This is a genomic window from Burkholderia sp. CpTa8-5, from assembly GCF_017815045.1.
In the GTDB taxonomy this organism is placed as follows: domain Bacteria; phylum Pseudomonadota; class Gammaproteobacteria; order Burkholderiales; family Burkholderiaceae; genus Burkholderia; species Burkholderia sola.
This window is the reverse complement of the sequence record NZ_JAGIQD010000001.1, coordinates 744016-758380: the sequence shown is the minus strand read 5'-3', so window position 1 is coordinate 758380 and position 14365 is coordinate 744016. Positions and strand designations below refer to the sequence as shown.

Sequence of the window (14365 nt, the reverse complement as noted above, 5' to 3'; positions counted from 1 at the left end):
CTGTGGGTCGAGTTGCCGGCGCAGGTCGATGCGATGCGGTTGTACCAGCTTGCGCTGGAGCAGGGGATCACGATCGGGCCGGGCTACATGTTTTCGATCGCGGACACCTATCGAAACTTCATCCGCCTGAACTACAGCAGCCCGTGGTCGCCGGAGATCGAGCAGGCGGTGATCACGGTCGGCAAGCTGGCCGCCGCCTGCGTCGGCTGAGCGCGCCGCCGCGCGCGGTGCGACGTCATGTCAGCCGATACGACTGCGCGCCGGTGCCCGCGAGCGTGCCGCCGTCGACGATCAGGTATTCGTTGCGGATCGGCCTGCCGTCGAACCAGCATTGCAGGATCTCAGCGTGCCGGCCGCATAGCGCGCCTGCGCGGACAACGACGTGCCCGAGATATGCGGCGTCATTCCGTTGAACGGCATCGTGCGCCACGGGTGATCGGCGGGCGCCGGCTGCGGAAACCACACGTCGCCGCCATAGCCGGCGAGATGGCCGGACGTGAGCGCATTCACGACCGCGTCGCGGTCGACCAGCTTCGCGCGTGCGGTGTTGATCAGGTACGCGCCGCGCTTCATCCGCGCGATCATCGCCGCGTCGAACAGGTGCTCGGTCGACGGGTACAGCGGAATCTGCAGGTTGACGATATCGACGGCGCTTGCGAGCGATGCCGCGTCGGCGTGATACGTGAGCGCGAGCGCCTGCTCGATCGACGCATCGAGCCGGTGGCGCTGCGTGTAATGCAGAGGCAGGCCGAACGGGTGCAGCCGGCGCAGCACGGCCAGACCGATGCGCCCTGCGCCGACCGTGCCGGACACCGAGCCGACGAGTTCGCCGGGCCGGAAGCCGGGCGGGCTGGCCGGCGTCGGCGCGGTTTGGCCGTCCGCATAGCGCGTGATGACCGGCATCGCATCGCGCACGTAGCGCGGCGGATAGCCGTCGACGGGATCGGGGTAGAGCACGCACAGCACGGTGGCCGTCGGGTAGCGCTCCTGTGACAGGGGGAAGGCGGCACGCGGATTGCGCGGGTCGCGCGGGCGCTCGCAGCGCGGCCGGCGTGTTGCGCCGCAACGTCGATCACGTTCTACGCCGGTCGTGGATCGCGTACAAGCTACAGTCCGCGTTTCTCGTGCGCTGCGGGGCGTCTGTACCTGTTCTTTTCAGGAGGGATGTCGATAATGGGATCGTTACCTGACTTTTCGGGAGCCACGTCATGACTGGAAGCGATGCTGCGTCCTCACCCGATCTCACGCAAGGGATCGCGCTCGACGATCTCGCCGACGGCGCGATGATCGAAGGCCATGTCGGCGATGCGGCGGTGCTGCTCGTGCGCCGCGGCGACGAACTGTTCGCGGTGGGCGCGCAATGCCCGCACTACGGCGGCCCGCTGGCCAAGGGCCTGCTGGTCGGCGACACGATTCGATGCCCGTGGCATCACGCGGCGTTCTGCCTGCGCACCGGCGAGATGGAGCGTGCACCGGCGCTCGACGGGCTGCCGTGCTGGCGCGTCGAGCGGCGCGACGGCCGCGCAGTCGTTATCGATGCGCGACCGGCCGCCGTGCCGCCCGCGCTGAAGGCGGCCGGGCTGCCGGCCTCGGTCGTGATCGTCGGCGGCGGCGCGGCCGCGATCGCGGCAGCCGTCACGCTGCGGCAGGAAGGCTATCCGCATCCGATCACGCTGCTGAGCGCCGATGCCGATCCGCCGTACGACCGGCCGAACCTGTCGAAGGATTACCTCGCGGGCACGGCTCAGGCCGACTGGCTGCCGCTGCGCGCACCGTCGTTTTATACCGAGCAGCGGATCGACGTACGCTGCAACACGCGGGTCGCGCGCATCGATCCCGCGCAGCGGGCGGTCGAGCTCGCCGACGGCAGTCGTATCGAATACGGCGCGCTGCTGCTCGCCACGGGCGCCGAGCCGAACCGGCTGAACGTGCCCGGCGCCGATCTGCCGCACGTCTGTGTGCTGCGCTCGCGCGCCGATTGCGATGCGCTGATCGCCAGGCTGAAAACGGCGCGCCGCTGCGTGGTGGTCGGCGCGAGCTTCATCGGGCTCGAAGCCGCCGCCGCGTTGCGCACGCGCGGGCTCGACGTGCAGGTGGTCGCGCCCGATCCGCATCCGATGGGCCGCGTGCTCGGCGACGCGCTCGGCGACACGATCAAGGCGCTGCACGAAGCGCACGGCGTCGTGTTCCACCTCGGCGCGACGCCCGCGCGGATCGGACCGGACAGCGTGACGCTGTCGAACGGCGACGTGCTGCCGGCCGACGTCGTGCTGGTCGGCATCGGCGTGCATCCGAACGTCGCGCTCGCGCAGGACGCGGGGCTCGCCGTCGAGCGCGGCGTGACGGTCGACCGCTTCCTGCAGACGAGCGCGCCCGGCATCTACGCGGCCGGCGACATCGCGCGCTGGCCCGATCCGCTGACGGGCGAGCGGATTCGCGTCGAGCACTGGGTCGTCGCCGAACGGCAGGGCATCGTCGCCGCGCGCAACATGCTCGGCCAGCAGCGGCCGTTCGACGCGGTGCCGTTTTTCTGGAGCCAGCATTACGACCTGACGCTCCGCTATGTCGGGCATGCGGAGCAATGGGATCGCGTCGAGATCGACGGCGACCTCGGCGCGCACGACTGCTCGATCGCATACTGGCGCGGCAACACGCGGCGCGCGGTCGTGACGATCGCCCGCGATCTCGACAGCCTGAAGGCCGAAGCGGCGCTCGAGCGGCAGATCGTGCCCGCCTGAAAGCAGCATGACGACCCCCACCGAACCTTGAAGGGAGACGAGATGAACCCCGACGTCCGTGCACGTTTCGAAACCGAGTTCGCGCCGCGCTGGCCGAACTCGGCACGTTGCGCGACCGGCACGTCGTCGCGCTCGCGGGTGTCGTGATCGTCGCCTGCTCGACCGACGGACAGTTGCGCACGCATGCAGTCGACCCGGGCCGCGTGTCGTCCGGCGTGCTGCTCGACAATGTGGTCGCGCACATCGAATCGTCGCTCGACGCGTGGCGCGCAAGGCGCGTCCCGGCACGGTGTCGCTCGGGCTGGCCGCGACGCAGGTCGACATCTACGCGCTGAGCGCGGCGCTCGCGCCGCTGGGCGGCGCAGTGGCCGACACGACGCTGTCGGTCGACGACGAACTGAAGCTCGTCGAAGCGATCTCGAACGCACGCGACGACAACGACGGCAACAGCGGTAACGACGGCAACGACTCGCCGACGAACTGACACACCGACACGGTCTTTCCCCGAAATCGCCGCGCTTCCCGCCCGCGCATCCCCGCGCACCGCGCGCGCTGCACAGGCGCACCCCTTGCTCGGTCGGCTCGACGGTCACATTCACCGTTTCCGCTTTCGACAAGGAGGGCCTGACATGAAAGCAGTCGTATTTCACGGCATCGGCGACATTCGCATCGACACGGTGCCCGATCCGGAAGTCTCCGCGCCGACCGACGCGGTCGTGCGCCTGACCGCCAGCGCGATCTGCGGCACCGATCTGCACATGGTGCGCGGCACGCTCGGCGGGATGAAGCCCGGCACGATCCTGGGCCACGAAGGCGTCGGCATCGTCGAGGCGGTCGGGCGCGACGTACGCAACCTGCGGCGCGGCGATCGCGTGCTGATTCCGTCGACGATCGCGTGCGGCAGCTGCGCGTACTGCCGCGCCGGCTACACAGCGCAATGCGACGTCGCGAACCCCGGCGGCCCGCGCGCGGGCACTTCGTTCTTCGGCGGGCCGGCGGAAACGGGCCCGTTCGACGGGCTGCAGGCCGAATACGCGCGCACGCCGCTTGCGCATGCGAGCCTGATCCGGCTGCCCGATGCGATCGACGACGATCGCGCGATCCTGATGTCGGACATCTTCCCCACCGGCTATTTCGGCGCGCAGCTTGCGGAAGTGAAGCCGGGCGATACGGTCGCCGTGTTCGGCGCGGGGCCGGTCGGGCAGTTCGCGATCGCGAGCGCGAAGCTGATGGGCGCCGGGCGCGTGATCGCGGTCGACCGCATCGCGTCGCGGCTCGAGATGGCGTGCGCGCAGGGCGCCGAGATCGTCGATTTTTCCGAGGACGATCCGGTCGACACGATATTGCGGCTGACGGGCGGGATCGGCGTCGATCGCGTGATCGACGCGGTGGGCGTCGATGCGATGCGCGCGACGCACGGGCCTGCCGCCGCCGATCGCGACGCCGCGCGCGCGTTCGATGCGGAAGTCGACGCGATCGCGCCGCACCGCAAGCCGGACGGCCGCAACTGGGTGCCGGGCGACGGGCCGTCGCAGGTGCTGCAATGGGCGGTGCGCGCGGTCGCGAAGGCCGGCACGATCTCGGTGATCGGCGTGTATCCGCAGGCGGCGCGCGTGTTTCCGATCGGCGAGGCGATGAACCGGAACCTCACGATCAAGATGGGCAACTGCAATCACCGGACGGTGACGCCGCCGCTCGTCGAGCTGGTGCGCAGCGGCGCGTTCGATCCGCTGTCGGTGCTCACGCGCAGCGAGCCGCTGACGAACGCGATCGACGCGTATCGCGCGTTCGACGTGCGCGAGCCCGGCTGGATGAAAGTGAAGCTGACGCCGTGACGACACGAACCGAAACGATGCAAACCGAAACCGGGAGAACTGCGATGAGCGATCAATACGACAACTGCATGGCCGCGTGCGACGCGTGCGCGCACGCGTGCGACACCTGTGCGGCCGCCTGCCTCGCCGAGCGCGACGTGCACGCGCTGGCCGGCTGCATCGCGCTCGACATCGAATGCGCGCAGCTGTGCCGCTTCGCGTCGGGCGCGATGGCGCGCCGCAGCGGGCTCGCACCGCGCATTTGCGCGCTGTGCGCACACGCGTGCGACTTGTGCGCGGCCGAGTGTTCGCGGCATGCGCACGAGCATTGCCGCCGCTGCGCGCTCGCGTGCGAGGCGTGCGCGGCGATGTGCCGCGCGATGGCCTGAGTACGGGCGCTTACGGCGTGTCCTGAACCTGGCGCGCGACGCGCTGCAGCAGCGCGTCGAGGACGGCCATCTCGACGGGCTTCACGAGATGGTCGTCGAAGCCCGCGCGTTCGGTGCGCGCGAGGTCGGACGCGCGCGCATGGCCGGACAGCGCGACGCAGGTCGTGTCGCGCAGCGCGTCGATCGCGCGCAGTTCCTGCAGCAGCGTGAAGCCGTCGACGTCCGGCATCGTCAGGTCCAGCAGCATCAGGTGCGGCGCATAGTCGCGCGCGAGGGCCAGCGCGTCGGCCGCGTTGTACGCGACGCGCGGCGCATGCCCTTTCATTTGCAGCAGCACCGCGAGCGTATCGGCCGAATCGCGGTTGTCGTCGACGACGACGATGCGCAGCGGCGCGTCGGCCGGCGGTTCGAGCGCGGCTGGCGCGGGCGGTGCGGAAGGGGCGTTGCGGGTCGTTTGCGCGATCGGTAGCCATATCGTGAACGTTGCGCCGTGGCCGGGCCCGTCGCTTTCCGCGACGATCCGCCCGCCGTGCAGTTCGACGAACGACCGGCAGATCGCGAGCCCGAGCCCGAACCCGTCGGACGGGGAGCGACCCGATGCGCCTTCCTGCTGGAACAGGTCGAAGATCGTTTCGAGCGCGCCCGGTGCGATGCCAACGCCGTGATCGACGACGCGGATCGCAACCGACGGCCCCTCGATCCGCGCGCCGACGTCGATCCGGCCGCCGTGCGGCGAGAATTTCGACGCGTTGTCGAGCAGGTTGTGCAGCACCTGGACGAGCCGTGCGTCGTCGCCGTGCAGGACCACGGAATCGGTCGGCAGGTCGACGCGGATCCACTGCCCGCGCGCGGCCAGCTTCGGCTGGATGCTTTCGACGCCGCGGCACACGATGTCGCGCACGGTGATGGGGCGCGCGTCGAGTTCGACCTTGCCGGCCGTGATCCGCCCGACGTCGAGCAGATCGTCGACGAGCCGCGTCAGTTGCCCGACCTGGCGATGCACGGCGTCGCGACACTGCACGAGCGCGGGCGCGGGATCGGGCAGGCTCTGCAGCACGCCGACCGAATTGCGCAGCGGCGCCAGATGATTGCGCAGCTCGTGCGCGAGCATCGCGATGAACACGCTGAGTCGATGCGTCGACGCTTCGAGCTCCTCGAGCCGCTTGCGCTCGGTCATGTCGCGCGTGATCTTGATGAAGCCGCACAGCTGGTGCGTCGCGTCGTGCACCGGCGTGATCGTCACGCTCGCCCAGAACTGCGTGCCGTCCTTGCGCACGCGCCAGCCTTCGTCCTCGAAGTGGCCGTGCGCGGCGGCCAGCGCGAGCCCGTGCGCCGGCCGGCCGGCCGCGATCGCGTCGGACGGATAGAACAGCGAGAAATGGTGGCCGACGATCTCGGCGGCGGCGTAACCCTTGATGCGCTGGGCGCCGGCGTTCCACGTCGCGACATTGCCGTGCGGGTCGAGCATGAATACCGCGTAGTCGGTGATCGACTCCACCACGGTCTGAAACCGGAATTCGGCGAAGCGGTGCAGCAGGTCGCGCGCGTCGGGCGAACCGGGCGGCGGCGGATGCGGTTGGAGATCGGCGTCGTCTTTCTTCATCGGAGCGGCAAGTTGAACATGCGGGCGGCCGCAGGTCGCCGGCCCGCTGCCGGGCGCGCCGGCGGCGGCCATACGGAGCGAATTGGCACGTCCGAAAGCATAAAGGAACTCGATTCAGCTGATCAATGGGTGCGCATGGGCCGTGCCGTCCGCAGGGCCCGCCGTCCGCGCCGGGCGCGGCATGCCGATTGCACCAACGTGCAGTCCGCCTGCCGTGCGGCGGCCGTCCGGCCGATCGCGCGGCGGCAAGCCAGGCAAGGAGGCCGACATGAACAGCACGCTGAATCCCGATAACGAACCGGCCGGCCCGGACGACGACAACGCCAGCCGCGGCCGCGACGGCCGGGCGCTCGGCCCGAGCGACTCGTCCGACAGCGGCAGCGACACGGCGGGCGCGCGGCGCCATCCGTTCGACGTCGATTCGCCGCTGGACGACCACGCGCTCGAACGCGGCGACGCGGCGCTCGACAGCGATACGGACCGCGCGGGGACCGGCGAGCGCGCGTCGGCGGACGGCGATTCGACGCTCGAGGAGGGCGCCGATATCGAGCCGGACCGCACCGAGCGGCTGAGCGAACCCGGCCGCACGGACGACCCGGACGACCCGGACGACCCGGACGACCCGGACGAATCCGGCGCCGCGCCGTGACGCCCGGCACGCAAAAACTGCAATCGCGTTGCAGATTGGGGCGCCTGACGGCTTCCCGGCGCTGCGGCGCGCAACCGTCGCGGCCCGGCCACGGCGCCGGCACGCGATTTGCATTCACCCGACCGACGCGCGCCGCGACGCGGCACGGTGCCGTGTGCGGCGCAGGCGATCAAGGAGAGACACGATGCAACGACGATATCCCGGACGGTCCGGCGAGCGCGGCGGCCCGCCCGACTGGCACGAGCGCAACGAACGCGCGTACCGGGGCGCCGGCGAGCGCGGCATCCCGGACGACCCGGCCCGATGGCCGGAAGAAGATGACGAATCGGCTTACCGCCGCTTCGCGAGCGAGGACGTGGGCCCGGAAGACTGGGGCAGCGAATGGACCGAGCGCGCCGCGCGGCCGGCCGACCAGCGGCGCGGCGCAGGCGACCCGGACTGGCCGGGCGGCGCGCGCCAGCCGGCGCGCGACGCCGAGCGCGGCTACGGCGAACCGGGTCGCCGTGCGGAGGGTCGCGAAGGCCGGTACGGCGGCGAGCGCCCCGAATTCCGCAGCCCGCACCGGATGCGCGCATCCGGCGGCGAGCGCGACATAGGCGACCCGCGCGGCGACCCGCGCTACGGCGGCAGCGCCCCCGACCTGTCGCGCTTCGGCCGAGACACCGAGCGCGACGCACTGCGCCATCGCCGCGGGCCGAAAGGCTATACGCGCTCGGACGAGCGGATTCGCGAGGACGTCTGCGAGCGGCTCGCGCATGCGCTCGAGATCGACGTGAGCGACGTCGCCGTGCAGGTGAAGGAAGGTCGCGTCGAGCTGGACGGCACGGTGCCGGCGCGCTGGATGAAGCACGACATCGAGGATCTGGCCGACGGCTGCCTGGGCGTGCGCGACGTCGAGAATCGCGTGCGCGTGCGCCGCGACGACGAACACGATACGGGCATGGTGCTGCATCCGGACCAGCGGACCGTCACGCCGACCCAGCCTGCCGCACGCGACCCCGAACCGGGCACCGTGGTGGGCGGCCGCGAGCGCGAACCGCGCCATTGAGCCCCGTGCGTGAAACGCCGCGCCCGACCGCGAGTAATGCGTGCATGACGACCGGAATCGACGAAACGCCCGTCAACGAACGTGATGCGGCGGCAGGCCGCGACCCCCGCGACCACCGCCATCGCCGCCATCGCCACGACAGGCGCGGCCTGCGCGTCCGGATCGCGGTCGAACTCTGGCGCGCGATCTGGCATTACCGCGCACGCGTGCTTGCGGCGATCGTGCTGCTGGTGCTCGCGAAAGCGGCGGCCGTGTCGGTGCCGCTGCTGCTCAAGGACATCGTCGACGGCTTCGGTCGCGCGGCCGGCCAGCCGATGGCGTGGCCGGTGCTGCTGCTGTTCGCGTACGCGGTCGTGCGCTTCGCGTCGAACGCGCTGAACGAAGTCCGCGACATGACCTTCGTGCAGGTCACGCAGCATACGGTCGCGTCGTTTACCGTGCGCACGTTCGGCCATCTGCATCGCCTCGGCGCGCGCTTTCATGCGCAGCGCGAGACGGGTGCCGTCGTGCGCGACCTCGAGAAAGGCACGGCCGGCATCGGCTACCTGCTCGGCGTCGCGGTGTTCACGATCGTGCCGACGGCGATCGAGATCGGCTCGGTGCTCGTGATCGTGATCGGCAAGTACGGCGGCGGCTTCACCGCGATCATCGTCGTCACGTTTGCCGTCTACGCGGCGTATACGGTGGTGTTCACGCGCCGGCGCATGCGTTACCAGCGGCGCGTGAACGCATTGGAGGCCGAGTCGAATTCGCGCGTGGTCGACAGCCTGCTGAACGTCGATACGGTCAAGTACTTCGCGCGCGAGGACGTCGAGCGCAACCGGCTCGATCGCGTGCTCGACGCATGGCGCGAGGCCGGCGTCGACAACCAGTACGCGCTGTCGACGCTGCATATCGGGCAGAGCGCGTGCATCGGCGCGGGAATCGCGGCGGTGATGCTGCTCGCCGGGCAGCAGGTCGCGCGCGGCGCGATGACGATCGGCGATCTCGTGCTGATCAACGCGTACATCATCCAGATCAGCCTGCCGCTGAATGCGCTCGGCTTCGTGTTCCGCGAGGCGAACGACGCGATGACGAACATCGAGCGGCTGTTCGGGCTGCTCGATGCGCGCGGCAAGCCCGGCGAGGACGGCGATGCGCCCGGCGCGCAGCCGCTCGTCGTGCGCGGCGGCGCGATCGAGTTCGAGCATGTCGACTTCGGCTACGAGCCGAGCCGGCAGATCCTGTTCGACGTGTCGTTCCGCATCGAGCCCGGGCAGACGATCGCCGTGGTCGGCGGCAGCGGCTCGGGCAAGTCGACGCTCGCGCGGCTGCTGTTCCGGCTGTACCAGCCCGACGCGGGCACGATCCGGATCGACGGCCAGGATTTACGGCTCGTTACCGAGCGCAGCCTGCGCGACGCGCTCGGCATCGTCCCGCAGGACACCATCCTGTTCAACGACACGCTCGCGTACAACATCGCGTACGGCAAGCGCGACGCGACCCGCGGCGAGGTGATCGCGGCCGCGCGCGGCGCGCAGCTCGACGCGTTCATCGAGCGGCTGCCCGATGCGTACGACACGCGCGTCGGCGAGCGCGGCGTGCGGCTGTCGGGCGGCGAGCGGCAGCGGGTCGCGATCGCGCGCGCATTGCTGAAGGCGCCGCCGATCGTCGTGTTCGACGAGGCGACGTCGGCGCTCGACACGCGCTCGGAGCGCGCGATCCAGCAGGAGCTGATGCGCGTCGCGCAGCATCGCACGAGCCTCATCATCGCGCACCGGCTGTCGACGATCGTCGACGCCGACCGCATCCTCGTGATGGAGTACGGCCGGCTCGTCGAGCAGGGCACCCACGACGATCTGCTGGAAAGCGGCGGCGTGTATGCGCAGATGTGGTCGCTGCAGGCGAAGCAGCGCGAACTGGAACGCACGGAGGCGAAGTTCGCGCGGCAGCCGGTGCGGATCAACCCGCTCGTGTCGCAGGTGCTCGATTCGCTGGCGGAGGCGGCCGCGCTGCGCGGCGTGCCGGTGTTCCGCCATGTGTCGGACGAGGATCTCGTCGTCAACGCCGATCCGGCCGCGCTGCGGCGCTTCGTGTGGGAACTGTGTCGCGGCGCGATCGAAGCGAGCAGCGGCGGGCAGCTCGAGGTGCGCACCGCGCGCCACGACCCCGAAGCGCGGATCACGATCGCGTGCGCGGGCGTCGACGCCACCGAACTGTCGCTGATCGATCTCGAACGATTGCAGGACGCGATCGAGGAGGCCGGCGGCTACGTCGTGCGCGAACGCGACGATACTGGCGTGACGCTGCACCTGTCGCTGCCGATGTACGCGGTGGCGCCGGCGTCGATGCAGCCCGACGGCGCGTTGCCGCATCCGGAGGCCGGCAAGGCGGCCACGGCGAAGCCGCTCGACGGGCTGCGCATCGCGTGCGTGGACGACCACGACGAGGCGCGCGAGGCCCTCACCGCGCTCTTGAAGGTGGCCGGCGCCGACGTGCACGCGTATGCGTCGGGCCAGGCGCTGCTGGACGACCTGTGGCGCGCGCGCCGGGCCGACTGGCCGGCGCTGCTCGTCTGCGACATCGATCTCGGCGACGACGAGGAGGACGGCTACGCGGTGATGGCGCGCGTGCGCCAGCTCGATGCCGCGCGCGACCGCGACGGCCGTGCGCCGCTCGAAGCGCTGGCGTTGTCCGGCCATGCGCGCGATCGCGACCGCACGCGTGCGGTCGAAGCCGGTTTCCATGCGTACCTGACCAAGCCCGCGGTAGCGGCCGACCTGATCGCGGCGTTGCGTGCGCTCGCGTTTTCCTCCGGAGAAATCCATGCCGAACCTTCTGAATCCGACGACACCCGAAGCCCTGAACGCACGTCGCGGCGGTAGCGCGTTCGCGGACCGCCAGGCCGCGGTGGCGGCCGTCGAGTTGCTGCTGCCGACCCTGTCCGCCGCGCTGCAGAGCGATTTTGTCGGCGACAGCGGTTGCCTGCACATCGTGATCATGAACCCGGCGCTCGGGCCGCACGATGCGGCGTTCGAGGACGCGATCCTGTATGAGTTTTCGCTGCCCGACCCGAAGGACTGGGACGCCGACTATCGCGCGTATGCACGGGCCAAGGCGCGGCTGTCGTGGGAAACGGGCCGCGACGGCCACGTCGTGCAGGCGCTGGAGCCGTACCGGCTGCGCGCGGGCGACACGAACCTGTGGGGCGGCGTCGCGCTCGGCGGCATCGTGGTTGGCGTGTCGGGCGCGCAGCCGTGGTTCGACGAGGCGTTCGCGGGCTGCATCGCGCACTGCCTGCGCGCGCTCGCGAAGCACCGCGCGCAGGCCACGCCCGACGGGCTCGCGATCTGAGGGGGCCGCCTAGGTGGGGGCGCCTAGGTGGGGCCGCCCAGGTGGGGCCGCCCAGGCGCGGCCGCACGGACGCGTTTTTACAGCAGGTTATAAAAAAGCCAGCGAGCGTGTGCCTCCGGCCCGATGCGGCGCGGGCCCGCGCAGGCCGGCACGGTTTTAGCTGTACCTCCTGCACGGACGGTTGTCGCGACAAGTGTCGCCATCAGCCGGATTGCTTTCCGACATCGACAGGAGGTGCAGGTGAACGCGACTCACGATCCAGCCAAACCGCCGCTCGCCGGCCGGACCGCACTCGTGACCGGGGGCGGCCGCGGTCTGGGCGAAGCCATTTGCGAAGAGTTGGCGCAGCACGGCGCGCAGGTGGTCGTCGCCGATCTCGACGGCGACCGCGCGGCAGCCGTCGCGCAGCGGCTCGAACGGCACGGCGGGCAGGCGGTGGGCCGGCCGCTCGACGTGCGCGACGAAGCATCGGTGCTGCAGGTCGTGCACGATGCGCGCGAATCGCTCGGCGACCTCGACGTGATCGTCAACAACGCGGCGATCGACGTGACCGCGCCGATCGACGACGTGAGCGTCGACGCGTGGCAGCAGGTGCTGATGACGAACCTGTTCGGCCCGTACCTGATGTGTCACGCGGCCGTGCCGATGATGAAGGCGCGCGGCGACGGCCATATCGTGAACATCGCGTCGACCGCGTCCAAGCGTGCGTGGCCGAACGCGTCCGCGTATCACGCGACGAAGTGGGGGCTGCTCGGCCTGTCGCACGCGCTGCATGCCGAGCTGCGGCCGAGCGGCGTGCGCGTGTCGGCGATCGTCGCGGGCGGGATGCGCACGCCGTTCCTGCTCGACCGTTTTCCCGACATCGACGAGGACACGCTGCAGCCGCCGGAGCACGTTGCGGCCGCCGTGCGTTTCGTGCTGATGCAGCCGCCGGGCACCGTGGTGCCGGAGCTGATGGTGCTGCCGATGAAGGAGACGTCATGGCCCTGAAGCGCGAACGCCGGCTGCCCGGCGCGGTGCTGCTCGACAAGGACGGCACGCTGCTCGACGACGTGCCGTACAACGTCGATCCCGCGCGCATGCGCCTCGCGCCGGGCGCCGCGCGCGCGCTGCGCACGCTCGGCGCGACCGGGATGCCGCTGGCGGTCGTGTCGAACCAGCCGGGCGTCGCGCTCGGCCGCTTTACCGAACACGAGCTTGGCGCGGTCCGCCAGCGCCTCGCCGAATTGTTCGAAGCGAACGGCGCGACGCTGGCGGATTTTTTTTACTGCCCGCATCACCCGAGGGGCAGCGTGCCGCGCTACACCTGCGACTGCATCTGCCGCAAGCCGCGCCCCGGCATGCTGCGCCGCGCGCTGGCCGCGCTCGGCGCCGCGCCCGAATGGAGCTGGATGATCGGCGACATCCTCGACGACGTCGAGGCCGGCCGCACCGCGCGCTGCGGCACGATCCTGGTCGACTGCGGCAACGAGACCGAGTGGCGGCTCAACGCCGCGCGCACGCCGCATCACGTCGTCGATCGCATCGACCTCGCCGCCGGCATCGTCGTGCGCGAAGCCGCGCGTCGGCACGGCTCGTGGGTGCGGCAATGAGCACGGCCTGGAGCCGCGCCCGGCGCATCCTGTGCGTGCGGCTCGACAGCATCGGCGACGTGCTGATGACCACGCCCGCGCTGCGCGCGCTGAAGGAGAGCGGCGCCGATCGCCAGCTGACGCTGCTGACGTCGCGCACGGGCGCCGCGCTCGCGCAGCATCTGCCGATGGTCGACGACGTGTGGAGCTACGACGCGCCGTGGGTCAAGCATCCCGACGTGCGCGGCGATCCGGTGGCCGATCTCGACATGATCGACCGGCTGCTGGCGGGCCGTTTCGACGCGGCCGTGATCTTCACCGTCTACAGCCAGAATCCGCTGCCCGCCGCGATGATGTGCTGGCTCGCCGGCATCCCGCTGCGGCTCGCGCATTGCCGCGAGAACCCGTATGAATTGCTGACCGACCGCGTGCCGGAAACCGAGCCGGCATCGCACGTGCGCCACGAGGTCGCGCGCCAGCTCGCGCTGGTGCGTGCCGTCGGCGCGAAGACGGCGGACTGGCGGATGGCGTTCGAGCCGGGCGACGCGGCGCGGCGTGCGGTGCATGCGCGCCTGCAGGCCGCGTTGCAGCGCTTCGGCGGTGCGCGCCGGCCGGCGGCGGAGCGCCCGCGTTGGCTCGTCGTCCATCCGGGCGCGACCGCCGCGTCGCGGCGCTGGCCGGCCGAGCGTTTCGGCGAAGCGGCCGCCGCGGTCGCGCCGCTGTTCGACGGCATCGCGGTGACGGGCAGCGCGGACGAACGCGCGCTGGTCGACGCGGTGTGCGAACGGGCGGGCCCGCGCGCGGTGCCGCTCGCGGGCGTGCTGCCGCTCGGCGAACTCGGCGCGCTGATCGAGACGGCCGACCTGCTGCTGTCGAACAACAGCGGCCCCGTGCATCTCGCGGCCGCGCTCGGCACGCCGGTGGTCGACCTGTATGCATTGACCAATCCGCAGCACACGCCGTGGCGTGTGCCGCACCGTGTGCTGAACGTCGACGTGCCGTGCCGCAACTGCTACCGCAGCGTGTGCAACCAGCCCGGCCATCCGTGCCTGCGCGGCGTGAGCGTCGACGACGTCGCCGCCGCCGTGCACGCGTTGCTGCGGGGCAGCGCGCGCCATGCGCAACGCACGGCCGCGCGGGCTGCCGCGCACGACGACGAGCCGGTCGCGGCGCACGCATCGAACGTGATTCCGTTCGCGCACGTCATCACGAGGAACTGA

12 protein-coding genes and 2 pseudogenes are annotated in these 14365 nt (G+C 71.0%); 12 read left to right on the top strand and 2 right to left on the bottom strand.

Annotated features, from left to right (window positions below):
• A pseudogene (locus J8I35_RS03445) lies at positions 1-210 on the top strand (2-aminoadipate aminotransferase); the annotation flags it as partial.
• Positions 211-235: 25 nt separating this feature from the next.
• Here J8I35_RS03445 and J8I35_RS03440 read toward each other — a convergent pair.
• Positions 236-996, bottom strand: a pseudogene (locus J8I35_RS03440) (NAD(P)-dependent oxidoreductase).
• 212 nt (positions 997-1208) lie between these two features.
• Between J8I35_RS03440 and J8I35_RS03435 the strand changes: the two are divergent.
• The 4 genes from J8I35_RS03435 (at position 1209) to J8I35_RS03420 (ending at position 4941) form a co-directional block, all read left to right on the top strand.
• Positions 1209-2738 (top strand): FAD-dependent oxidoreductase, encoded by a 1530-nt coding sequence (locus J8I35_RS03435; RefSeq protein ID WP_176016188.1) that lies wholly within the window; start codon positions 1209-1211, stop codon positions 2736-2738.
• A 262-nt stretch (positions 2739-3000) separates the two neighbouring features.
• The gene (locus J8I35_RS34505; RefSeq protein ID WP_245170060.1) at positions 3001-3222 is read left to right on the top strand and encodes a hypothetical protein; all 222 of its coding nucleotides are present in this window, start codon (positions 3001-3003) and stop codon (positions 3220-3222) included.
• Positions 3223-3367: 145 nt separating this feature from the next.
• Complete coding sequence (locus J8I35_RS03425) at positions 3368-4573, top strand: zinc-dependent alcohol dehydrogenase (RefSeq protein ID WP_050014013.1); 1206 nt, start codon at positions 3368-3370, stop codon at positions 4571-4573.
• A 44-nt stretch (positions 4574-4617) separates the two neighbouring features.
• Positions 4618-4941: a four-helix bundle copper-binding protein gene (locus J8I35_RS03420; RefSeq protein ID WP_175975264.1), complete on the top strand. Its 324-nt coding sequence runs from the start codon at positions 4618-4620 to the stop codon at positions 4939-4941.
• Between the two features lie 10 nt (positions 4942-4951).
• Here J8I35_RS03420 and J8I35_RS03415 read toward each other — a convergent pair whose 3' ends face one another.
• Positions 4952-6544: an ATP-binding protein gene (locus tag J8I35_RS03415; protein WP_124653543.1), complete on the bottom strand. Its 1593-nt coding sequence runs from the start codon at positions 6542-6544 to the stop codon at positions 4952-4954.
• 268 nt (positions 6545-6812) lie between these two features.
• Here J8I35_RS03415 and J8I35_RS03410 point away from each other — a divergent pair, with 268 nt between their 5' ends.
• The 7 genes from J8I35_RS03410 to J8I35_RS03380 all read left to right on the top strand — a co-directional run bounded on the left by J8I35_RS03410 (position 6813) and on the right by J8I35_RS03380 (position 14365).
• Complete coding sequence (locus J8I35_RS03410; protein WP_209924473.1) at positions 6813-7193, top strand: chemotaxis protein; 381 nt, start codon at positions 6813-6815, stop codon at positions 7191-7193.
• 184 nt (positions 7194-7377) lie between these two features.
• The gene (locus J8I35_RS03405) at positions 7378-8241 is read left to right on the top strand and encodes a BON domain-containing protein (RefSeq protein ID WP_124679596.1); all 864 of its coding nucleotides are present in this window, start codon (positions 7378-7380) and stop codon (positions 8239-8241) included.
• A 44-nt stretch (positions 8242-8285) separates the two neighbouring features.
• Positions 8286-11105: an ABC transporter transmembrane domain-containing protein gene (locus tag J8I35_RS03400; protein WP_245170059.1), complete on the top strand. Its 2820-nt coding sequence runs from the start codon at positions 8286-8288 to the stop codon at positions 11103-11105.
• Positions 11047-11574: a hypothetical protein gene (locus J8I35_RS03395; protein WP_209924472.1), complete on the top strand. Its 528-nt coding sequence runs from the start codon at positions 11047-11049 to the stop codon at positions 11572-11574. Before J8I35_RS03400 ends, J8I35_RS03395 begins: the two co-directional genes overlap by 59 nt.
• Positions 11575-11814: 240 nt before the next feature.
• A complete protein-coding gene (locus tag J8I35_RS03390; RefSeq protein ID WP_209924471.1) occupies positions 11815-12564 on the top strand; it encodes an SDR family oxidoreductase in 750 nt (249 codons plus the stop codon).
• Positions 12555-13166: an HAD-IIIA family hydrolase gene (locus J8I35_RS03385; protein ID WP_209924470.1), complete on the top strand. Its 612-nt coding sequence runs from the start codon at positions 12555-12557 to the stop codon at positions 13164-13166. The genes J8I35_RS03390 and J8I35_RS03385 overlap by 10 nt, the downstream gene beginning before the upstream one ends.
• Positions 13163-14365: a glycosyltransferase family 9 protein gene (locus J8I35_RS03380; protein ID WP_124638223.1), complete on the top strand. Its 1203-nt coding sequence runs from the start codon at positions 13163-13165 to the stop codon at positions 14363-14365. Before J8I35_RS03385 ends, J8I35_RS03380 begins: the two co-directional genes overlap by 4 nt.